The sequence below is a fragment of the Fibrobacter sp. genome, assembly GCF_017545445.1.
In the GTDB taxonomy this organism is placed as follows: domain Bacteria; phylum Fibrobacterota; class Fibrobacteria; order Fibrobacterales; family Fibrobacteraceae; genus Fibrobacter.
Map to the genome: position 1 here is coordinate 15,683 of NZ_JAFWOM010000140.1, position 22,129 is coordinate 37,811.

Here is a 22,129-nt window from a genome sequence, read left to right on the forward strand (position 1 = left end):
GCATGAAGATCGATTTTAAATTCATTGCAATGCAATATATGACGTTCATCTTTATTTGCTTTAGGAGAGGCTTTGATATCGTTATAAACAAGATTTTTTTTGAAAAAAGCCCCAGCTCGCGTTGAGCCGGGCCGGTAAATGCGTTGTCATCCAGGAGGGGCGAAGTCCGATAGGATTCATGAAGTCTTTTATTTTATCGTAACTCTCTGAATCAAATTCGACATTCCACTCTTGACGCGGACTACATAGAATCCTTCAGAAAGGTTATCCAGCTCTGCGGCTCCGTTTTTGCATAGTGTGCTGAACACGGGGCGGCCCTGCATGTCGAATATGTCAACTTTAGTTGCCTTGGCGGTGGCTCCCGTAATGAACAGCGTGCGACCGGCAAGGTGCATCGAAAGACTGCCGTGGTTTGCGAACAGTTTGATGGCTTCTGCGGTGTCCTTTTTGGTCGTGTCCTTGACTGTTGTATCTTTTTTCGTCGTATCCGTTACAGTGGTGTCCTTCTTGGCTGTATCCTTGGGCGGTTCATAAGTCTGGAGTCTCACCAAGATGCTGTCGAAAGCGGGCTTCGGTTTCAAATTGTCATCGTAGATAAGGCCTTTTTGCCTATTCAGTCCGCCAAGCCAGCTCCATTTGTCAGATACGCCCCAAATCAGGTACGTGTCCGCATTCGGTTCTTCGAGGATGATGTCCAGGTATTGACGGAACGTTTGTCCCTGACGTTCAAGGTCTTTTTTGCTGACGTTGATGCCGCTCTTGAATCCGATATCGAGTTCTGTAATTTTCAGCTTGACATTAAGTTTTGCAAGTTCCTTGGCGAGAGAGCGGAGGCTATCTGGCGAGCCGATAAAGTGCTTGTCGGTGGTGGTGTCTTCCACGTGCGTCTGAGAACCCACGCAATGGATAGGAATGCCGTTCTTGACCCAACGCTTCACCTGCTCCAGCAAGAAACCCGCTTTTGCCTTCGGGTTGATGCCTTGTTCGAGGTTGTAGTCGTTATAGCAGAGTTCCGCGTCCGGGTCAACGGCGTGCGTCCACACGAATGCGGAGTCGATGAATTCCGGACCGATGCCCTGGTACCAGACGGATTGGGAGCGCCACATCGGTTCGTTGTTGCTGATGGCTTCGTTCACCACGTCCCATTCGGCAACTTTGCCTTTCCAGTGTCCGACCACATTTTGGATGTGGTTCTTGAGCACCTTGAGCAGTTTTTGCTTGTCATTCCTGTAGTTGTTCACCCAGCCCGGGACTTGGCTGTGCCAGGCGAGGGCATGGCCGCGGACTCGCATCCCGTTTTGCTGGGCGTATTTGACCATTTTGTCGCCATTGCCGTAGTTGAACCTGCCTTCCTGCGGCTCGGTTGCATCGAACTTCATCTCGTTTTCGGCAACGACGATGTTGAATTGGGTTTTGTGAATTTGCTCGTAATTGCCGGGAAGGCCGCCACTGAACCATTGCGAATTCAGAATAGCTCCGACGTAGATGCCATTTTTTTCTGCAAGGGATCTAAGGGTTTCGTCTGCGGCGAAGGCATTTGTGATACCTGCACCTAAAAGGGTTGTGCCAAACACAAGACCCGCTAAAGCATGAGCCTTTTTCATCTTATGTACTCCTCAATTTACCCTAATCCAAATTGGAACACCCAATAATTAAGATAAATAAAAAAATGTACAATAGATGTAAAGAAAGATATACGAAAGAGGGCGCGCTCCCTATTCGCTCTGTTGTTCTGGGCTATCGCATTCTTTTTTAAAGTGTTTTCTTAAAAAAAGTAAAATGATGGACATTATTGTTATGGCGATTGCGTATATAATTATCGCTATCCAAAGATACTGATTGATTTTATAGTGGAAGGAAAATAAAATATCTAAGGAAAAAGAAAAAAATGAAAGAATGAATGGCGATGCTAGAACGATTATGGCTTCGGCGTTGTTTTTTGCTACAAAAAGGTGCTTGTAAAAAAATAAGAATATCATGCTGAAAGCAAATGTCATTAGACACGGAAGAATTAATAAAAGGAAGTTCTCAAAATCAGAAATGATGTTTGTAAAACAAAATAATGAGGGAATGGATAAAAAAATTGTTGTGGCGATCTTGAAGCATTTTGTTGTTGTTCTAAATGAATTGTGAAAATTCTCGTTTTGCGATAAATTAAGAACCTCTCCATCTTTTGATGGAACTCGCCAAGGAGTGAGGTTTGTGATGCGCATGAGGATAATGAACAATAATGTGGAACTTGGAATGATTATACATGAGAGAATACATGAGAGAACTATTGTCGGAAATAAAACGGATAAAATATACAATAATAAAAATAAAAGTCCCATCGAAATATCCTGTTACGAATTGCTTTGGTTTATTTTCAAGGTAAATGATTTTCTTATAGAAACTAAAATGAAGGCCATTATACCTAAGGCGATTGCATATAAAACAAGAAGTTCTATTCCAATAAGAAGAAAGAATGTCTTGATTCCTTCATCGATTGCTATTCCTAGAATGACGAAGTAGATACCTAAAGAAATTGATGGAATAAATGGCAATGATAAAAAGAATATCGCTTTGGCGTTGCTTGTAGCCGAAAAAAGTTGATTGCAAAAAAAGGATACGCATGACATGCTGGATGCAAATACAGCAAGGGCCGGGATAATTAAGAGGATGTATGGATTTAAAACGTCATGATAACCAAGCTGTCCGTGTGAAATGTTTATAATGCAATATAATGTGGGGATGAATAGGAACGCGTTTGTGGCGATTTTGAAGCCTCCTATTACTTTTTTTGTTGAAGAAAGTAATTTTTTGTTTCGCAATAAGTCGAGATGTTGGCTTTCTTTTGATGTGGTTCGCCTTTTAAAAGAGAAAAATGATATAAGCGATTGAATTAAAATCGGTATTGAAAATGGCAAAATAAAAATTAGTACAAGTTCCATCGTCTTGATCCTTATTTCACGACAATGTTATAACTCTGTGCATCGACTTTTAAAATGTATTTGCCGGCGCGTGGCGCTGTAAGGTTGAGTGTTGGTGAGCCTGCGTTCCAAAATCCGCTTGCGATCACTTGTCCGAGAACGTTGCTTAAAGCGTATCGCGTTGTGGCGGCGTTATTTCGGTTGCCCGCAATACTCGACACAACTATGTTCCGGCCTTGTGTGGCGATGGCGAATCTCGCGGTGCTAATTCCTGAGCGTCTATGTAGCTCGCCGGGTTTGATGGCGTCGGTTGAATCTACGACTTGGGGTTTTTCTGTGCTCAAGAGTACTGCGGTGATGGATTTTGCAGGTAATGTCATTGTGAATTTATTTGCAAAACTTGTGGTTGTGCTGGTCGAACCCCCGCTGACTTTAGCACTTACGGCGTCTTCTTTCAGGGCGTTTTTCGTGTGCGATACGAACGTTTCGCCTGTAATTCCTGCAAGGGTGAGCGTTTTGAATTTTGTTTTTGCATCGAAATTTTCCACCTTCAGTTGCACGTCTTGAGCGTCTTTTTCGGCGCGGTTTACAAAGATGACTGTCAGCGAATCGCCTTTGTTTGTAATGGAACTGTATGCGGAAACGAGTGAATCGTTAGAAGATGTCGATTGCACGCGGTTTGCGTGGCCGTAACGACTGAAAAGGTGAAGAACTTCGTACATGCCGTCGTTCCAAGTCCACGGGGTGAAAATCTCGACGCCGTTTTCTTGCATGGTGCCGATGAACGAGGCGTAGGTGAGGGCTGTGACCATCGGGTCGTTTTCGTCGATAAGGCTTGTTTCGGTGATGCCAAGCGTGATGCCGTGGCCTTCGCCGAAGTATTGATTAAGCCAGTCGTTGATTCGCTTGAAGATGAATTCCTTGGTTTTGTTGTTGTCCCATTTGCCGGTGACGTTCTTGATTCCGTTGGCGCCGGGGTAGTTGTAGGTCGTGTCGAACAGTACGCGGTGCCAGTTCATGCGGGATTCGTAATCTTTTTCGCTCGGGTACCAATGTATGTCGAAAACGTCGAGCAGTCGCACTCCGGATTTTTTCTGTTCTTCGGCGATTTTCATGATAAAGTATTCGAGCCAACAGTAGTTGCGGTCGGGACCTTTAGGACGGTCTTCTTTGTTGTACGAGCCGATAGAACACCATTGCCATTCGTTTGCAGTGACTGGGCCGGTGAGCTTGATGTCTTTCCACAGAGCTCGGGCTTTCTTGGCAACGTCAATGTAATGCTCTACTAGAAAATCTCCCGTGACGGGCAAGTCGAGGTCGGAATGCGTGCCGCGCCAGATTTCCATTTCGTTGTCCATGCTCCAGTACTTGAAACGGTTCATGTCAAACTTGAGCTCGTCACGCCAATAGGGAATGATAGCCACGGTGGAATCGGCGGGCCATTCCATGTTGTAGAGTTTGTAGTCGCCAGCCTTGATAAGCGTTTCGCCATCGTCAGCGACTTCGCCGCCACCCGCGAGATCGAGCGTTGATTTTGCGTTTTGACCATGTTCCTGTTTCCAGTTCCAGTCGCCAAAGTTGTATTCGGTGGAACTTGCTGCCCATCCGGTGAGCTGGAAAGCGTACATGGCGTCGATTCCGGGCATCTTACCGAGGACTTTCTGAGCGGTGTTTGCCCAGTCGTGCGAATAGACGTTGTTGTACCAGTCGGGGTGAACGGTCATTTTGTGGCGCCAGTTGTATCGCGTGGCGTTGTTGCCGTTGTTTGCACGCAAAAAGTGAACGCCCGCTTCGAGCATCTGGTTGATGAACGCTTCTTCGGTAGAATCGGTTTCGGCGGTGCCGTCGCTTATTTTGTCAATGTTTCGCCCGTACAGATACGGCGAAATTTTCATGACGCCTTTCTGCGTATTGACGGTGACGTCAATGGCGGCGTGAGTTGCGGTTGTGAAACATGCTGCTAAAAGCACAGCAGCAGTTCCGAAAATGTGGCTAGATGAATATCCCATAACAACAATCCTTTTGATTCTTCTTAAAATAAACAAATAAGTCTGTCATGTAACAATCCGTTTTTACGAAACTTGTTGATCTATATGCTACGATTGTTGCATATATGTAAATTTAGTATAGATTTTTTGTGAAAATAGTCAATTTTTTGTTAAAAATTTAGATTTTTGTTGCATAAAGATATTGACTAGACGGAAGGGTGATTGTATATTTACGATTGTAAAAAGGTTAAGGAAGTGTTTTATGAAACGATTTTTATTGCCTCTATCTTCGTTGTTGCTCGTTGTCGCTTGTGGTGAAGATTCCTCCAGTGCGTTCGACGCATGGTCCGAAAATCAGTCTAGTTCCGCATGGATTGCTTCGAGCTCTTCGAACTCTCGCAATGACATGAGTGGTTCATCTTCGTCATCCTGGACCCTATCGTCTAGCGACTCTAGGGTGACAAGTTGCAGTTCCAAGGTCCCTTAGCCTGTCGAAGGGTCGAGTTCTTCTGCAAAAAAATTGTCGGGTGAAGTCTCTGGCGATCCATTGCAAATCTTCAAGACGCGGGTTCCGAAAAAAGCGGTTTATCACTGCGACTTGACGCAAGAATTGGGAGGTTTCGAAGGCGATTTCGACCAGAAAGATTGGATTTGTTCTTTTAAGTATGCGGGTATGGAAGGCTATGTTTATGTGCAGGCTTCGCCTACGGGGTGTACGTCGCATTGGGGTTTTTACCCTGATATTGGGGTCGATTCGGCTGTTATCTATGTCAACGGAAAGTATGAAACTTTGAATGACGTGACGTATGACTGGGGCGGAAATCATCATGCTGACTCATTCCGCTTTAGCTATGATGGCAAAGTATTTGAATATTCACGTTCTTCAATAAACGGTTTTGCTTTTCGCCCTTGCCATGAAATGGATTGTCTCAAAGTTTATGAGGCCGATGGTACGACGCTCATAGAAGACGGTTGCAACATTAATGGTGATGATTTAAGCAAGGTTCGGCAATTGCCTATTGTATGTCGTTTTGCGAACGTGGATGATGGTTCGTTTGGTGGTTTTACCGACAATTTTGAACTTTGTCCGGGCGATAGTCGTTTGTCTGAATAGTGAAAAATAGTTTGTTAGGAGCTTATAATGCGTTTGGGTCGCTTCGCTTATATTCAATTCTTGCTTGCATTACTGATGGCGGCGTTGTTGGCGTGTAGTGATGACAATCCGGCTTTCGTTTTTCCTTGTGATGAACAATCTGGAGAATGTGGCGATGCAGTCTCTAGTTCTTCTCGTCATTCCGGGCTTGACCCGGAATCTTCGAGTGGCGTGGATTCTATCAGTTCTTCGAGTTCTCGCAATGACGTAAGCAGTTCATCCATAGGATCCAGCGATTCTCCGCTTCCCGTTTTTATCCAGAACGATGATGAATATACCGGTTTTTACAAACAAGATGGCTACACGGCTTTCCGCAAGATGTCCTATGCCTCGAAAACGGAAATGGGGATAAGCTATCTCGTAAAATTTGTCATTGCGGATTTTGATACCGACAAACCTCAGGTCCATTTTATGAATACGATGAGGTATTCGTATCATTACGATTTTGCGGAAATGGTGCTGGGCGATACGCGTTCGCTTGCTGTTTTTAATGTGGAAACGTATTTTAGTGCCGAAAAGAATACTGCCGCAGGAACGCTTGCTTATTATCCGTCTGTCGATTCCATGATTGCGTTGACGTTTTTCCCGTCGGATTATATCTCGCCGGAGCAAGTTGCTCTTGCTTATAAGTTAATTGAAGAAAGATTGTTGTTCCTCAATTCGAGTGGTTCTAAAAATCGCTTGTTCTATATGCCGGCGGGCTCGACCGCCGAGAGGGCTGCTGCCGAATACGCTGACGAATTTAAAAAAGCGGATATTCTCGTCTTTACGCATGCGGAACTTTTTGGTGATATTCCTTACCAGATTATGAATACGGGAACGGCTTACGGGACGCTCCGCAAGCTCACTGCCGCAGAACTCGATACGGCGATTGTCTCTTCGCATGATATTTTGATTCTTGAAACGCTCCCTGCCGAAATACCGCTTGTCGCGGCTACCATCAGTAAGGACGCTCAGACGCCACTTTCGCATGTGAACCTTGCTGCTCAAGCACGCAAGACGCCGAACATCGCCTTTAACGGGAATGAACTCCCTGATAGTTTGCTAGCTCTTTGCGGAAAGCTTGTAAAGCTGGAAGTTAAATCGAACTCTTATACGGTCCACGAAGCAACGCTCGATGAGGCTCAAGCGTTCTGGAACAAGAATGTGCGTGAACAGAAAACGCTTTCGTTCGATTTGTCGGATTCGGGACTCGTCGATTTTGCAAATCTCGATTTCAAATCATCAAAATCAGTGGGCGTGAAGGCGGCGAATCTTGCTGAACTTCACAAGTTGATTCCCGAAAATTCACCAGACGGATTTGCAGTTCCGTTCTACCATTACAGCAACTTTATGGATTACGCTCAAGTCACGGAGGAACTGTGCGGACGCTCTTTTGAGGATTGCGGAAAAGAAGGCCGTGCGTCTGAAATTTGTACGCAAGTGAAAAATGCCTGCGTCAGTGCCCTTCGGCAAGCTCAGGGAACTGAATCAGCCGAAGCGTCCAAGTCTGCTACGCTCCGTAGCTACATTGAAAATCTTATCGCTCGTGAAGATTTTGTGACGGATACGCGTTTGCGAGAAGCTGTACTCGACAACATCCGCTATATGTTCAAGCATATTCCTGTGGATAAAGATTTTGGCGATGCTCTCGATGCTAAAGTTCGCACGCTTTACGGTGAAGCGGGTGTGCGTCTGCGTTCCAGTACGAATTCCGAGGATTTGGAAGACTTTAACGGGGCTGGGCTTTATAAGTCCGTCAAGGCGACGGCACGCGAAAAGGATTTGCCGTCCGATGAAATTCGCAAGGTGTGGGCTTCTGTGTGGAGCTTCAAGGCGTTCGAGGAACGGACTCTTTGGAACATCAATCACATGTCTGTGCAAATGGCTGTTGCGGTTCATGAAGCGTACCCCGATGAAGTTGCGAATGGCGTTATCATCACGCAGAACATTGCGGATTACTCGGTTGCAGGAATTTATGCGAATATCCAAGTGGGCGAAACGTCAATTACGAATCCCGAAGGCGGCGAACTCCCGGAAATCATTTCGATTATTCCATCTCCGCCTCCGGCACGCGGCGTACAGAGTGTTTTGTTGCAACATTCTTCGTTGTGTCCTGATTCGTTGATTCTGACGGATGGTGAAATATATTCGCTTTATCAATTTGTTTTGAAAATTCAAAACCGTTTTGCGGTACTTTACAACGTGTATTCCGACGCACTTGCCCTCGACATTGAATTCAAGGTGATGGGGGAAGACCGCAAGTTGATTTTTAAACAAGTTCGTCCATATATTCTTTAATAGGTGTTGTTATGAATTTATATAAGATTTTGCCAATTTGCTCACTGCTTTTTGTTGCTTGCGCCGATGAAAATTCCGATAGTATATTCAAAGTGGAATCTGAAAATTTAATGAGTTCCTCTTGGATTGCTTCGAGTTCTTCGAACTCTCGCAATGACGAGAATAGTTCTTCAAGCATTCGCAATGACGTGAGTAGCTCATCGCAAACCGTCATCCTGAGCTCCAGCGATAATTCGACAAGCTCATCAACCGGATCCAGTAACAGTTCGTCAAGTGCCACGGCGGTCGCCGTGTCGTCGTCCGTGACTGCTCCCACGTCGTCATCCTCGGAGCAAAGCGTAGGGGATCCATCCAGCAGCTCCTCCCGTCATTCCGGATTTGATCCGGAATCTTCAAGTTCTCGCAATGACGAGAATAGTTCTTCAAGCATTCGCAATGACGTGAGCAGCTCATCGCAAACCGTCATCCTAAGCTCCAGCGATAATTCGACAAGCTCATTAACCGGATCCAGTAACAGTTCGTCAAGTGCCGCGACGGTCGCCTTGTCATCCAGCAGCGAAACGGTCGCAGACCCGACGAAACTTTTTGATATCCGCGTTCCAAATCAGGAAGCTCTTTTCTGCATGGACAGCTCTGCATACACGGTGTTTAAAAGATATGTTGAAGAAAAAGATCTCATTTGTAGCTTTAAATATGATGGCGAAGAAGGCTTTGTGTATGTGCAGAGTAATCCGACAAAATGTATCGGAAGCGAGCTAATCCCTGTATATGATGTTCATAAGGCAGAATTTTTTGTCAATGGTTCCAAGCAAGAAATTACGGATGTGAAATACTACGGTGGTGGATCGCATGGAACTTATTCCATTAGGTTTACATACAAAGGCAAAGTTTTTGATTACGGTTATTCTACGATGGGCATGGGCGGTCGCCCTTGTCAAGATGTCGATTGTATGAACGTCTATGAAGCTGACGGAAAAACTCTTGTCCAAAATGGATGCGTCAAGAGAGAACGCTCGCTTCCGGTAGTTTGCCGCCATGCTAAAAAAGACGGAACTTTCACCAGTTTCGAAGATACTTACCACATTTGCGAATCAGATATTTTTGAGGATTAACTCTCGCTTTGCTCTTGAATCAATTTGCATTCCGTATCCGCAATTGCCTTGTAAAACCGTTTTCTTTTTGATTGCAAAATTAAACCCGCTATGACCATGAAAATGGCACATGGAAAAAGAATCGGAAAAGCCACAAGACAACATAGGATTAAGAAGGAGAGCGGAATGCACAGGATGATAGATGCTGTGTTGTCGCTAGCAACGTAAAAAAGAAAATTGTAGCAGTAAATCGTGCTGAATGATGAAAGGAATATGGCGATAGATACTCCAAGCAAGATTGCAAAAGCGGCATCTCCGTAGCCGTTGTCCGCCGGTTCGCAGGCGAATGGAATGAGCAATAGTAATGGGATGGACAAAAATGCGATGGTGGCAATCTTGAATCCCAACGCGGCTTTTTTGGATTTAATCCACAATTCCTTGTTTTGCGGCTTTTCGAGTTTTAGCCTCTCGTTTTTTGTCAGGTGCCGCACAATGAATATATTGAATGCGATTATGATTCCGAGAAATAAAATGAACGGGCTACAGAAACATAAAAAAGTCAGAAAGTCTATGAAATGAATATAAAAAGTTGAAAAATTTTCCATTGGATTCCTTTTTACTGGTTGCCCTGCTTTGCGTAAAAACGCTTTCTTTTTTTAGATAAAATTTTTGCCATTATGATGATGCAAAAGATGATTGTGCAAGGAATAATAATAAGCGAAAGTATGTTATCTATGTTTAGAGCAATTGCATAAAGTACGGAAAATAAAGCATCTATGAGGATTGCTAAGGTTACTGGAACAAGCAGAATCTGGGTGGCTTTTTCTCTGTTTACGAAAAAGAGAAAATTGTAACAGTATATGCTTGATAACGATGACGCAAATATGATTGTGGAAAGAGCGAAAATCTCAAAAAAGATGACCGCAGCCCCAAAATCATCATCGTTGACGATCGGTAACAAAAATAAGTAATGAGCGGCTCCAAATAATACTGTGGCTATCTTGAATCCTAACGCGGCTTTTTTGCATTGAATCCAAAAATTTTTATTCTGAGGAAGCCGAATCTCTTGCCTTTCTTTTTTTGTCATCCGTCGCACGATGAAAATGTGAATTGCGATTATGAACAATACCACCGGAAACGTTATCATTGCGAAAAATAAAACGGCACGTAAATCGGAACTTAAATACATAGAAATTCTTTGAACTAGTCGGTCTGTTTTGCGTTAAACTGTTTTCTTTTAAAATACAAAATTCTTGCCATTACGGCTAAAATAATTACGTATGGAATTATGAGAAATATTCCGAGAAAACCGCCGCCTACTAGAGTCAAAAAGATTCCTGTCAAGAAAATGTGAATGAATGGAATGAGTAGAATGTAAAAGACTTTCGTGTTGTCGACTGTGCTGAAAAGGTAATTGTAGCTAGGAATGCAACAAAGTGATGGAATGAGTATTTCTATAGATAAAAAAATGAAGAATACAAGAAGGTCGTCTGCGCTAGAGTGTGTTGGTTTATCGAATAGAAATGGGAAGAGCAATAGCAGGGGGAGGCAGACGGATGTGATTGTGGTAATCTTGAACCCTTTGGCAGTTTTTTGAAATTGAACAAGTAAATTCTGATTTTGCTCTAACTTGGATGCATGTCTTTCTTTTTTTGTTATGAACCATGCAAGCCCGAATGTAATGATGAACATTATAAAACCGAGCAATAAGGCAATGATTATAAATTCCATGGAACTCCTCCTTTTAAAAAATAAATATCTTTTTCATTGAAAAGTTTAACTTGGAGGTCTTTATGTCCCATTCCTTGAAATTTACTCTTGCAGTGTCGACGGTATTTGCCGCATCGGCGATGTTCTCTGCTTGCAACAAGCAGGAAGCTGCACTTTCGAAGTCGCTGTCTGAAGGTGGAGCCGAAGTTGCTGCGCAAACGTCCAAGTCTGTGGTCGTTTATTTCTCGCAGACGGGTGCGACCAAAAAATTAGCACAAGTTATCAAGGAAGCCCGCCATGCCGATGATTTTGAACTCCTGCTGGTGAAGCCTTTCCCCTCGACTTATGACAGCACGATTGCCGAAGTCCGTGCCGAACGCGAAAGCAAACAGTGGCCCGCTCTCGTGAATGCAAAACTCAACGTTGACAAGTACGATACCGTGTTCCTTGGCTATCCGATTATGTTCGGGACGTTCACTCCGCCGATTTACACGTTCCTCGAAGCGAACGATTTGAGCGGTAAAGTCGTTGTGCCGTTCTGCACATACGGCAGCGGCGGTCGCAAGGCGAGCTCGGAAGAACTCAAGACGCTTGAACCGAACGCCAACGTGACGCTCGCTTATGGGATTTCTAACAAGCGAATCAACGCCGAAGGCGGTGTCGAAACGGCTAAGGCCGAAGTCGCTGCGTTCTTCGGAAATCTCGAAACGGGAGCGACCGAAGAAATGCTGATGGGCGGTTTTTCGGAACAGCGTCCGCTCACGGCTGAAGATTCTGCTGCATTTGCCGAAGGCACGAAGGATTATGCTTACTTAGGCTTGAAGCCGCTCAGCGTATCTTCGCAAGTGGTGGCTGGCATGAACTACCTCTTTGTCTGCGAAATGAACGCTTTTGGCGGTCCTACGGTGCAGACGAACGTTAAAATTTTCAAGCCGCTCCCGGGACGTGGCGAAGCCCAGCTCATCGGTGTGGAAAAGTAAAGTCGAAAATAGATGGCGGTCATGGCGGACTAAGGTCACTGAGCTTGCCGAAGTGCCGCCATCTGTCCGCACTGACTCTGCCATTAATTGAGCTACCTTCATGAATTTGTCATGCCCGACTTGGTCGGGCATCTCCCTTAAAAACTTGAATATGAATTATCTATCATCAGCTCTTGTAATAGCACTTGTCGCTTCCAGCACATCTCTTGCCGCTCCCAAAGCAAACAAGCAAGAACTTAAAGACTCTCGCGATAAGCAAAAATACCGCACCGTCAAAATAGCTGACCGCACTTGGATGGCGGACAACTTAAATTACAATGTGCCCGGCAGCACCTGCTATAGGGAAGATGAAGATAATTGCATGGTTTATGGGCGGCTCTATACGTGGGAGGCGGCAAAGGTCGCTTGCCCTGATGGATTCCATTTGCCGACAAACGAAGAATTTGAAAGCTTGTGGAAAGCTGCTGGCGGAGATTTCAATGCAGGCTACCTCATCAAAGCTAGTTACGGCTGGTCTGGCGAGACGAATGGAAACGATTCGCTCAAGTTCAGTGCAATGCCCGCAGGCAATATGTTCGACGACGAAACATACGGCAACGAAAACAAGTTCGCGTTTTTCTGGAGTGCCGATGTCGAAGGCGATAAAGCCTCCGTGTGGTACTTGTCGTCAAAGTCAATGGGCTTCAGTTATATGATGAAACCGAAAAAGTTCGGATTCTCTGTAAGGTGCGTTCAATAAAATTTTGAACAAACTAATTCTATCGAACTAGAATGCCTGGTATATCTTGAATATCGCGAGAATTTTTCCGATGATGGCGGGAAATCCAGGACAAAGGAAACAGAGGATGACGCGTGTCACGCGGTTCTTCCACCAGTGCCGGACTTGCCAAATGTCATCGGAGAGCGTTTCCATTTCAGACACGCGAGGCGGCCTCACATAGGCTTGCGTGAGTGCAGTGAAAAACCCGACTCCGATTAGCGGAGTGAGGCCTGTGAACGGAGCCATGACCAGCGCTACAAGTATGGTCAGCGGATGGCCGCCAGCGATGATCGCTCCAAGCATGGCGCCCCCGCCAGTGTACATTGCCCACTGCAGACTGAGTTGGCCGGCTTTTTCGATTCCTGCAACATAACCAATTAGAACAATGCTTGCGATAATGGCGAGCGTGATAGTCCAACCGAGAATAGTCCAAAGCGATGTGCCCTTTGGAATAATGGAAATAGACTCCTCGCTTGGCAGTTCCTTGTCGTCTTCGATAATGCTTGCGATGCCGCGCATGTGACCAGCTCCGACTACAGCGACGACCTTGTTTCCTTGTGCGTTCTTGATCTTGCTGGCGAGGAATTGGTCTCGTTCGTCAATCAGCACTTGTTTCACTTCGGGGAAACTCTTGCCGAATTCCTGCATCATGGAGTTGAGAGCGTCCTTCTCCTTGATCTTCTGGAGTTCTTCTTCGTTGATTTCGGTTTTGTCAAAAATACTTGTGAACAACCCGCCGAGCAAGTTAAACTTGCGGTACCACGGAGTGCATGCCCATGTGCGGCGTAGCGTAATCTTGATGTCGCGGTCGGCGAGCACCAGAGGAATGTTTTTGCTGTTGGCGATATCGACCGCTTCCTTGAGTTCGGCCCCAGGTTTTACTCCGGTCTGTGCTCCCATGCGTTTTTGGTACGAACCGAGCACGAGGTTCGCGATAAGGGTCGCCAGTTGTTTTTTCTTGATAACTTCTTTCAGGTCTGTATTTTTCCAGCGGTCTGGGTCTTGGATAGACTTGTAACGTCCTTCGTCGAGTTCAACGCAGACGGTATCCGGTGATTCGTTTTCGATGGTCTCGTGGACGAGGTCCTTGGAAATTTGCGAAATGTGTGCGGTCCCCACGAGGATGATTTCTCTATTGTCCTTGGTGTGGATGCGATAGACGTCGGACTTTTCTCCCGGCATGGGTTCCGCGTTTTCAACAGACTGAGTATTAGATTCGTTCATACAGTGGTGGTAATGTAGAAAATGAGAGGGAATTTTTTCCACTATCGTTTGATTTGGGTTCTTTTTATGCAAAAAAAGTAATAACTTAAATAAAATGTATGTTTTAAATTGTTTATATTTCTAATGAAATTTTTTTAGGAGGAGTTCTCATGAAAAAACTTTTTGCTCTTTTATCCGTAGTAAGTATATTCCTTTGGGGTTGCGCGGGTAACGCTCCGAAGGGGAACGAAGAAGTTTACAGCTTGGATGAAACGCTGGTGTCGTTTACCTCTAGCGTCCAGAGTTCTCGTTGGCAAGAAGCTTTGGGCTATGTGACTCCGAGTGAAGCCATGGCTATCGGTACGTCGGACGGCTATGAGTTCTTGCCGGAATACCAGACGGCTGCAAATCGTCTCCCGCTCTCTACGCTCCGCAGGTCGTCGAATCTCTCGCTGGACTCCGAGGGGCGTCTCGTGGGCATCAAGGCTGTGATGGATGAATCCAACGAACGTTACAGGGTTTCTGAAGAACAGGCTCAGGTGGGCAGGAACTTGAAGCAGATGGAAGAAGACCGCATCAAGCGCCGTCTTGAAGAAGGGCAGAAGATTCTCATGGAAGAAGAAGCTAACGCTAATCAGGAACCGCAGGTTGAAGTTCTCACGAACCGCCTCACGGACGACGAAAAGCGCAAGTACGGCAGCACCGGTGAACTCCTTGCCCCGGAAGCTACTCGTGATAATGGCTCGGTCGAGTCTTACAATGGTGCTTACGGTAAGTAATCCTGTTGGCTTTTGTTAATTTATTTTTGTAGATTGTAATCCCCGGCTCTGGCTTGGGGATTATTTTTTTAGGAGTGACTATGAAGCGTTTTTGTGCTTTGCCTTTGTTGCTGATTGCTTTTGCCTTAGTGGCTTGCGGGCCGGATTTGAGTGTTGGTCCAGACGATGGCGGGTACGGTGGTTCAGGCGGTGGCGGATACGGTGGTGGTTCTGGTGGCGGAGTCAGCCGTTCTTTCTATAACCGATTCTATTACTACTATGGTGAAGATTGCCGCTACGATGCTTTTGGGCAGTCGTATAATTGCGGATTTCCTTATATCTTGTCTCCTTCGTTGAGTGTCGATGTACGGATTACTTACGATGGTTTTGCAACGTTCTGTATCGATGACGAATGCTCGTATTACGACCCTGATGAATATTTTGAGCGATTTGATGGCGGTGACCGCTTTTATGAATTCCCGGGAGACGATGAAAGGTATATAGTCTATACCGACGGTCTCGAATTTATCTATATAGATACCTACGAAGGCTACGCCAACTATTATTATTACGATCGCCCCACTGATTATTATTACTAGTCATTAGTCGTTAGTTATTGGTCAATGGTCATTAGTCGATAGTTGAAAAAGCCTTATTTTTGACTTCATTCTCTCGTCTTTGTACTTTCGCTTCGCTCAAGTACCAAATGCTAGCCTCAACCATGCCCAAGCAAGCTTGGTCGCGGTATTCGGCTTTACGCATTTGTCGTCTTTTTCTATATTTGCTCGCACTCATGAGTAATTCGGAAAATTTTGTTATCGCCCTTGATGGGGGCTCTGGCACAGGCAAGAGTACCACCGCAAAGCTTATTGCAAAGAAATTGGGCATTACCTACCTCGACACAGGTGCGATGTACCGCGCCGTGACGCTCGCCGCCCTCGATGCCGGTCTCGCTGCTGAAGAAGGCCCGGCTATGGACGAATTGCTCTCTAACCTCACACTCGGGTTCGACTCCGAAAACCACGTGCTTATCAACGGCGTTTCCCGTGAAAGCGAAATCCGTGGCATGCGCGTATCGAGCAACGTGAGCATCTACTGTGCCCTCCCGTCGGTCCGTGCCGCAATGACCAAGCAGCAGCGCGAAATCGGCAAGAAGCAGAGCTGCATTTTGGATGGCCGCGACATCGGAACTGTCGTATTCCCCGATGCGAAGTACAAGTTTTTCATGGTGACGGACGTGAAGGTCCGCGCTGAACGCCGCTACAAGGAACTCCTTGAAAAAGGCGAAAAAGTTACCCTCGAAGAAGTCCTCAACAACTTGGTCGAACGCGACCGCTTGGACTCCTCTCGTGCGACCGCCCCGTTAAAGAAGGCGGACGATGCTATTGAAATTGACACTACACACATCTCAATCGAACAACAGGTTCAAAAGATTCTCGACTACGTAGGTGTAGTGGCGTAGCCCTGAGTCTTTTAACCACAACAATCAACAGGAGTATGTATTTAATCTGATTAGCTTCCTTAGTCTAGAGTTGGTTTTCACTAACCACCAACCACTAACCACTAACCACTAACCACTAAATATCTTCTCCTGCAAAAGAAACAAACAATATGTCTCAAAATCTCAAATTCGGAACTCGAGAAGATCTCGAAGAAATTCTCGCCGCTCAGGGTGAATGCTCCCCGGACTTCCGCAAGGCCAACGCTGACGTCTATGCCGGCATGGGCTGCCTCGAACAGGGCAAGCTCGTCACGGGCAAGATCAGCCAGGTGAACGAACAGGAAGTTCTCGTCGACGTGAACTACAAGTCCGAAGGCGTTATTGATCGCGCCGAATTCAAGGATACTGATTCTCTCGAACTCGGTTCCGAAATCGAAGTGTTCGTCGAAAAGCTCGAAGACGAAGACGGTCGCCTCATCCTCTCCAAGCAGAAGGCTGACTTCGTTCGCGTGTGGGATCGCATCCACGCTGCATTCGAAAACAACGAAGTCGTACGCGGCACTCTCACGAAGCGCATCAAGGGCGGCGTTGTCGTCGATCTCTTTGGTATCGATGCCTTCCTCCCGGGCTCTCAGATCGACCTCCGTCAGATTCCGGACATCAACGCTCTTATCGGTCAGGACTTCGACCTCAAGGTTATCAAGGTCAACAAGGCTCGTCGCAACATCGTCGTTTCTCGCCGTGTTGTTCTCGAAGAAGAACGCAACAAGCAGCGTGGCGACGTTCTCGAAACTCTCGAGAAGAACCAGGTCCGCAAGGGTATCGTCAAGAACATCACCGACTTCGGTGCATTCATCGACCTTGGCGGCGTAGATGGCCTCCTCCACATCACCGACATGAGCTACAAGCGCATCAACCACCCGTCCGAAATGCTCCAGCTCGGCCAGGAAGTCGAAGTCATGGTTCTCGACTTCAACGACAAGAAGGAACGCATCTCTCTCGGCATGAAGCAGCTTAAGCCGCATCCGTGGAAGGATATCGCCGAACGTTATCCGGAAGGCGCTATTGTTAAGGGTAAGGTTGTTTCCATCACGGATTACGGTGCATTCGTTGAACTCGACAGCGGTGTTGAAGGTCTCATCCACGTTTCTGAAATGTCCTGGACCCAGCACGTCAAGCACCCGTCCAAAATCCTCACCGTCGGTCAGGAAGTTGAAGCTGTCGTTCTCAAGGTTGAAGAAGATGCAGAACGTATCTCTCTCGGCATGAAGCAGCTCGAATCTGATCCGTGGGATTCTATCGAAACCGAACTTCCGCCGGGCGCACGCGTCGTCGGTGAAATCCGCAACATCGCTTCCTTCGGCGCATTCGTCGAAATCAAGGAAGGTGTTGATGGCCTCATCCACGTCTCTGACATGTCCTGGACCAAGAAGATCACCCACCCGAACGAAATGGTCAAGAAGGGTGACAAGGTTGAATGCGTCGTTCTCGCCGTCGATAAGGAAAAGCGCCGCATTTCTCTCTCCATGAAGCACCTCACCGAAGACCCGTGGGATTCTATTGATTCCACCTACCCGGTTGACTCTGAAGTCAAGGGCAAGATCGTTCGCATGCTCGACCGCGGCGTCGTGGTTGAACTCGCTGACGGTATCGAAGGCTTCATCCCGGTCTCCAAGCTCACCGCTGAATACATCAAGGTTCCGGCCGATGCATTCAAGGTTGGCGACGAAGTTCCGGCTGTCGTGACCGAAATCGATCAGAACAACCGCAAGATCTACCTCTCCGTTGTTGACTACTTCAAGAACCGTGAATCCGCTGAACTCAAGGCTTGGATGGACTCCCACAAGCCGGGCGAAAACGGCACCACGATTGGCGAAGCTGTTGCTCCGAAGAAGAAGGCTTCCAAGAAGAAGGCTGAAAAGTCTGAAGAAGAAGCTTAATTTAGTTGGAAACTGGCAGTAGAAAGTAGATAGAACGTGTCATCCTGAGCGAAGTGCGTAGCACGAAGTCGAAGGATCTAGTTAAATCTCGAAACTGCTAACCAACATCTTCACAAGCTTAAAAGGAATCCCGCGTTCACTCGCGGGGTTTCTTTTTTTGTCACCTCGGATTTTATTCTCTTTGACCACTTGCGCTTTGACGCTTATGTGGTCATGATCCGCGAATGTGGACGGGGTCGCCGGACACATCCATTCTACGTTGTCACCTCGGCCTTAGTGCCGGGGTTGCCATACACATCTTGAAATGCATATAAATTTTATATTATTGTTGTATGGAATTTCAAAAATCACGCATCACAAAACGCATCGTTTGGATAGACAACTGCAAGGCCCTTGCTATTAGTTTGGTTGCACTAGGACATGTTCAATCAATATACCTTGTCAACGAAATAATTTTTTCGTTTGTCATGCCTGCGTTCTTTTTTCTTTCGGGGTTCACTTTTGATCGTTCTGCGAATGTTCCTTTTACGAAATTAGTCCGAAAAAAGAGTCGTGCGCTTGTTGTTCCTTACTTTGGATTTTCGGCAATTCTCTTTGCATTTTGGTTCTTTGTCCGTTGTAATTTTGGCATGTCGTTCCAGACGGATGCTTCGCCACTAGATGTCTTGTTGCAGATTTTATGTGGAACGAACAGCGAATTTTTTGTGACTCCGCTTTGGTTCTTGACATGTCTTTTCATGACGGAACTTTGCTTTTGGGGACTGCTTCGTTTGCGGAAAAATATTTTGATGGCTTTTTTGGTAATAGTTCTATATGTTCCCGGACTCTTTTATATAACATATATGGAAAAACTTCAACTGCCGCATTTGTTTTGGAATATCGATCAAATCCCTTTTTGCCTTTATTTCCTTGCTCTAGGGTATGTGATTTCGAAATGGAATGTTACGGATAAGATCCTTTGTTCTACAAAGCGAAATGTGATTGCTTTTGTTGCTTCCGCTTTTGTATTTGGCTTTGCGTTTATTGTTCGTGAAAATACGGATACCCTATTTTTGTTGATGCATACAGTGATGATTCATTCTGGATTATTAACGTTAGTCGCTTTTTCAAAAATTCTAAAAAATAATGTTATCCTAAATTTTGTAGGACAGAATACGCTGACGATTTTTGCGTTACATATGATTGTTCAGAGTCTTTTACGAGGTGTACTCTTTAAAGTGTTGCATGTGCCCCCTGAAATTCTAGAAACTTCGCTAGCCGCGGGCCTTGCAATGACTATCGCGACGCTCACCATCCTTGTTCCCGTAATTTTGTTTATCAATCGCTTTATTCCTTGGCTTGCTGGGAAAAAAGTTAAAAGTTTGTAATAGAATTCTGATTTTTACGCTTTGTCACCTCGGATTAAGGTTGGCCAATGACTATTGACCAATGACTATTAACTAAGCTATTTCTCGTTATTTTTCTATCTTGCATTCCATGAATCTCGCTGGAAAGAAAATTCTTCTTGGAGTCTCGGGCGGAATTGCCGCTTACAAGAGCTGTGAGCTGTTGCGCCTGTTGCAAAAGAAGGGCGCGGAAGTACGCGTCTGCATGACCGAAGCCGCGACGCAGTTTGTCGCTCCGCTTACATTTGCAAGCCTCTCTAAGTGTCCCGTTTACCTTAAAAATGGTGCCGTCGAAGCGCGCCCGTTCCAGCATATAGATTTTCCGCGTTGGGCCGACCTTTATCTCGTCGTTCCGGCGACAGCAAATGTCATTGGAAAGTTTGTCTATGGCATTGCGGATGACCCAGTGAGTCTTTGCTTTATGAGCTGTACGGGTCCGCGTTTTATCGCCCCTGCGATGAATGTCGCGATGTACAATTCTCCGGCGGTCAAGCGCAATCTCGAAACGCTCCGCAGTTTTGAAAATACGTTTGTGATGGACAGTCCGGCGGGCGAGCTTGCCTGCGGCGAAGTCGGCAAAGGTCGCCTCCTCGACCCCGCCGAAATCGTCGCCTATTTGGAAGCAAGCAGTGTCATCCTGAACGAATCCGTCACCCTGAGTGAAACGAAGGGTCCAGTCAAATCTTGCGCAGCGCAATCTCCAGCCGCGCAGTACCTTCAAGAAACCGCCTTGCAGGATTTTCCCGCATTTGCCCAAATCGAAGCCACGTCCTCTGTTCCTCGCGTCCTTATCACGGCTGGTCGCACCGAAGAAGCGATTGACCCGGTACGCTACATCAGCAATCGCAGTAGCGGAAAAACTGCGGTCGCTATTGCGGCGACGTTCCTTGCGAACGGCTTTGATGTGAGCGTTGTCGCGGGCCCGATGGAAGCGGAATTCCCGGGTGCTGTCCACGTGACGAAAATTAAAAGTGCTTGCGACATGCACAAGGCAGTTCTCGAACAGATGAAAAACGCCGATGTGCTTGTGCATTGTGCCGCCGTGGCCGATTACCGTCCGAAGGTTGCCGCCACCGAGAAAATCAAGGATAGTCGCAGCCAGCTCATTCTGGAACTGGAACCGAATCCGAACATCTTGCGCGACAGTGTGGCTCAAAAACGCGCTGACCAAGTGATTATCGGTTTTGCGCTTGAAACTGATCATTTCAAGGAACATGCCGCAGAAAAACTCAAGAAAAGTGGTGCCGATGCGCTCCTCCTCAACGCTCCCGTGGCCGCAAACAGCGGTTTTGGTTTTGATGAAGTGCGTTACACTTTGATCCGCGCGAATCTTGCTACTGCGAAACACGTCGAATCTGGCGATGCACCTTGCATTGAAATTCCCGAAATGAAGTTGGGTTCTAAAATCGATCTCGCTCAAGAAATTGTAGATTTTACGCTGGACCAGTTAAAGAACGTTTAGAGGATGGACATGCCCGAAGAATTGAATTTTAGCGAACTTCGCAAGTATCTGCAAGGCCAAATTGACATGGGCGAGGCGGACTTGCTTTTCGACGAGCCGTGGACATTGACCCGCAAAAAGTCCGCTGTTAGCGCATCCCGTCCGTCAAATCCGATGCCGCAAATGTCGCGTCCTGCGTTCACGCCTCCGAAACCTGCTTTTGCGACTCCCGCCGCTTCGTCCGCACCGTTCCCGAATTCCGCGCAGTCCGCTTTCCAACAGCCCGCGTCATTCGCGACTCAAGCGCCTACGCAGTCCGCATTCCAGCAACCGGCCCCTTTCGCGACTCCTGCACAACCTGCAGCTCCGCAGCCGCGCCCGGCTCCAAAGCCTACAGCCGATGCCGCGATGACAATCGCTCCGCGTGCAGTTAAAAAAACGACTGCCGCTTACGAACTCGCCGATTCTCTCAACGCTTTCTACGATGCGCTCAAGACAGACGCCCTTTACGCGCGTGCAGCAAACGTTGTTCGTTACGAAGGCCCGGAACACCCGCGTCTCTTGATTTTGCTTGCCGCCCCCAAGCCGGGCGAGCTGACGGGCATTTTTTTCAAGTCGCCCACAGGTGAAATGATTTCTCGTTTGTTTGCAAGTCTTGGCTACGCCCCGGAAACGCTGGGCATCACGTATTTCTACAAGGATGCACCGCGAGCGCTCTCTCCGATTCTGCTTGCCTCGCTCCGTCGAATGCTGACAAAGGAACTTTCCTTTATCGCGCCCGAAATCATGATAACCTTTGGCGAACCGCTTTTCTATGACGTGTTCAGCAAAGGCAAAAACTTCAACGATCTCGCCGGTACGGCGCTTGATTTCAACGGCACAAAGACGGTTTCGCTAGTCGATGCATATGCAATGACGAGCGACAAACAACTCAAATGGCTGACGTGGAAGGTGCATATCCCGCGTAGCGGCCTCTTTACTGCAAAATAATGGCTTGGCTCTGATCAAGTCTTTGTCGGAACTGTGCGAAATCGCACACATCGCGATACACATGCCATTGTTTTGGCTCTCTAGGGTGCTTTATCGAAAG

General features: G+C 46.6%; 20 protein-coding genes. 13 read left to right on the top strand and 7 right to left on the bottom strand.

Features of this window, described 5'->3' with window-relative positions; all coding sequences use genetic code 11:
- Positions 1-188: 188 nt before the first annotated feature.
- The 3 genes from IKG78_RS16170 to IKG78_RS16180 form a co-directional block, all read right to left on the bottom strand.
- Entirely contained in the window at positions 189-1,604 is a 1,416-nt protein-coding gene (locus IKG78_RS16170) for an endo-1,4-beta-xylanase (RefSeq protein WP_290945375.1), read from the bottom strand.
- 738 nt (positions 1,605-2,342) lie between these two features.
- Positions 2,343-2,930, bottom strand: coding sequence for a hypothetical protein (locus IKG78_RS16175; protein WP_290945377.1), 588 nt, complete (start codon positions 2,928-2,930; stop codon positions 2,343-2,345).
- A gap of 11 nt (positions 2,931-2,941) precedes the next feature.
- Complete coding sequence (locus IKG78_RS16180; RefSeq protein ID WP_290945379.1) at positions 2,942-4,918, bottom strand: glycoside hydrolase family 44 protein; 1,977 nt, start codon at positions 4,916-4,918, stop codon at positions 2,942-2,944.
- A 241-nt stretch (positions 4,919-5,159) separates the two neighbouring features.
- On the opposite strand from IKG78_RS16180, the gene IKG78_RS16185 reads away from it, so the two are divergent.
- The 4 genes from IKG78_RS16185 to IKG78_RS16200 are packed head-to-tail and all read left to right on the top strand — an operon-like array spanning position 5,160 to position 9,442.
- Complete coding sequence (locus tag IKG78_RS16185) at positions 5,160-5,384, top strand: hypothetical protein (protein WP_290945381.1); 225 nt, start codon at positions 5,160-5,162, stop codon at positions 5,382-5,384.
- Positions 5,385-5,444: 60 nt separating this feature from the next.
- Entirely contained in the window at positions 5,445-6,011 is a 567-nt protein-coding gene (locus IKG78_RS16190; RefSeq protein ID WP_290945383.1) for a hypothetical protein, read from the top strand.
- Between the two features lie 27 nt (positions 6,012-6,038).
- On the top strand, positions 6,039-8,330 hold the full coding sequence (locus IKG78_RS16195; protein WP_290945385.1) for a PEP/pyruvate-binding domain-containing protein: 2,292 nt from the start codon (positions 6,039-6,041) through the stop codon (positions 8,328-8,330).
- An 11-nt stretch (positions 8,331-8,341) separates the two neighbouring features.
- Positions 8,342-9,442, top strand: a complete 1,101-nt coding sequence (locus IKG78_RS16200; protein WP_290945387.1) for a hypothetical protein — start codon at positions 8,342-8,344, stop codon at positions 9,440-9,442.
- Here the strand turns inward: IKG78_RS16200 and IKG78_RS16205 are convergent.
- Together IKG78_RS16205 and IKG78_RS16210 are read right to left on the bottom strand one after the other, a co-directional pair.
- Complete coding sequence (locus tag IKG78_RS16205; RefSeq protein ID WP_290945389.1) at positions 9,439-9,912, bottom strand: hypothetical protein; 474 nt, start codon at positions 9,910-9,912, stop codon at positions 9,439-9,441. The genes IKG78_RS16200 and IKG78_RS16205 overlap by 4 nt on opposite strands.
- A gap of 125 nt (positions 9,913-10,037) precedes the next feature.
- Positions 10,038-10,508: a hypothetical protein gene (locus IKG78_RS16210; protein WP_290945391.1), complete on the bottom strand. Its 471-nt coding sequence runs from the start codon at positions 10,506-10,508 to the stop codon at positions 10,038-10,040.
- Positions 10,509-11,214: 706 nt separating this feature from the next.
- Between IKG78_RS16210 and IKG78_RS16215 the strand changes: the two genes are divergently transcribed.
- Both IKG78_RS16215 and IKG78_RS16220 read left to right on the top strand, forming a co-directional pair.
- Positions 11,215-12,111 carry a flavodoxin gene (locus tag IKG78_RS16215; protein ID WP_290945393.1) on the top strand — a complete coding sequence of 299 codons (897 nt, stop codon included), beginning with the start codon at positions 11,215-11,217 and terminating at the stop codon, positions 12,109-12,111.
- Between the two features lie 100 nt (positions 12,112-12,211).
- Positions 12,212-12,850, top strand: coding sequence for a fibrobacter succinogenes major paralogous domain-containing protein (locus IKG78_RS16220; RefSeq protein WP_290945395.1), 639 nt, complete (start codon positions 12,212-12,214; stop codon positions 12,848-12,850).
- A 27-nt stretch (positions 12,851-12,877) separates the two neighbouring features.
- Here IKG78_RS16220 and IKG78_RS16225 read toward each other — a convergent pair whose 3' ends face one another.
- Positions 12,878-14,095, bottom strand: a complete 1,218-nt coding sequence (locus IKG78_RS16225) for a TraB/GumN family protein (RefSeq protein WP_290945397.1) — start codon at positions 14,093-14,095, stop codon at positions 12,878-12,880.
- Between the two features lie 149 nt (positions 14,096-14,244).
- Here IKG78_RS16225 and IKG78_RS16230 point away from each other — a divergent pair, with 149 nt between their 5' ends.
- Entirely contained in the window at positions 14,245-14,853 is a 609-nt protein-coding gene (locus IKG78_RS16230) for a hypothetical protein (RefSeq protein ID WP_290945399.1), read from the top strand.
- A gap of 80 nt (positions 14,854-14,933) precedes the next feature.
- Complete coding sequence (locus tag IKG78_RS16235; protein ID WP_290945401.1) at positions 14,934-15,431, top strand: hypothetical protein; 498 nt, start codon at positions 14,934-14,936, stop codon at positions 15,429-15,431.
- A gap of 31 nt (positions 15,432-15,462) precedes the next feature.
- Here IKG78_RS16235 and IKG78_RS16240 read toward each other — a convergent pair whose 3' ends face one another.
- Complete coding sequence (locus IKG78_RS16240; protein ID WP_290945403.1) at positions 15,463-15,594, bottom strand: hypothetical protein; 132 nt, start codon at positions 15,592-15,594, stop codon at positions 15,463-15,465.
- A gap of 31 nt (positions 15,595-15,625) precedes the next feature.
- On the opposite strand from IKG78_RS16240, the gene cmk reads away from it, so the two are divergent.
- The 5 genes from cmk to IKG78_RS16265 all read left to right on the top strand — a co-directional run bounded on the left by cmk (position 15,626) and on the right by IKG78_RS16265 (position 22,029).
- Positions 15,626-16,294, top strand: coding sequence for a (d)CMP kinase (gene cmk / locus IKG78_RS16245; protein ID WP_290945405.1), 669 nt, complete (start codon positions 15,626-15,628; stop codon positions 16,292-16,294).
- A 149-nt stretch (positions 16,295-16,443) separates the two neighbouring features.
- A complete protein-coding gene (gene rpsA / locus IKG78_RS16250; protein WP_290945407.1) occupies positions 16,444-18,213 on the top strand; it encodes a 30S ribosomal protein S1 in 1,770 nt (589 codons plus the stop codon).
- Positions 18,214-18,545: 332 nt separating this feature from the next.
- Complete coding sequence (locus tag IKG78_RS16255) at positions 18,546-19,580, top strand: acyltransferase family protein (RefSeq protein ID WP_290945409.1); 1,035 nt, start codon at positions 18,546-18,548, stop codon at positions 19,578-19,580.
- A 109-nt stretch (positions 19,581-19,689) separates the two neighbouring features.
- Entirely contained in the window at positions 19,690-21,060 is a 1,371-nt protein-coding gene (locus IKG78_RS16260; protein WP_290945411.1) for a bifunctional phosphopantothenoylcysteine decarboxylase/phosphopantothenate synthase, read from the top strand.
- A gap of 9 nt (positions 21,061-21,069) precedes the next feature.
- The gene (locus IKG78_RS16265; protein ID WP_290945413.1) at positions 21,070-22,029 is read left to right on the top strand and encodes a uracil-DNA glycosylase family protein; all 960 of its coding nucleotides are present in this window, start codon (positions 21,070-21,072) and stop codon (positions 22,027-22,029) included.
- Positions 22,030-22,129 lie beyond the last annotated feature (100 nt).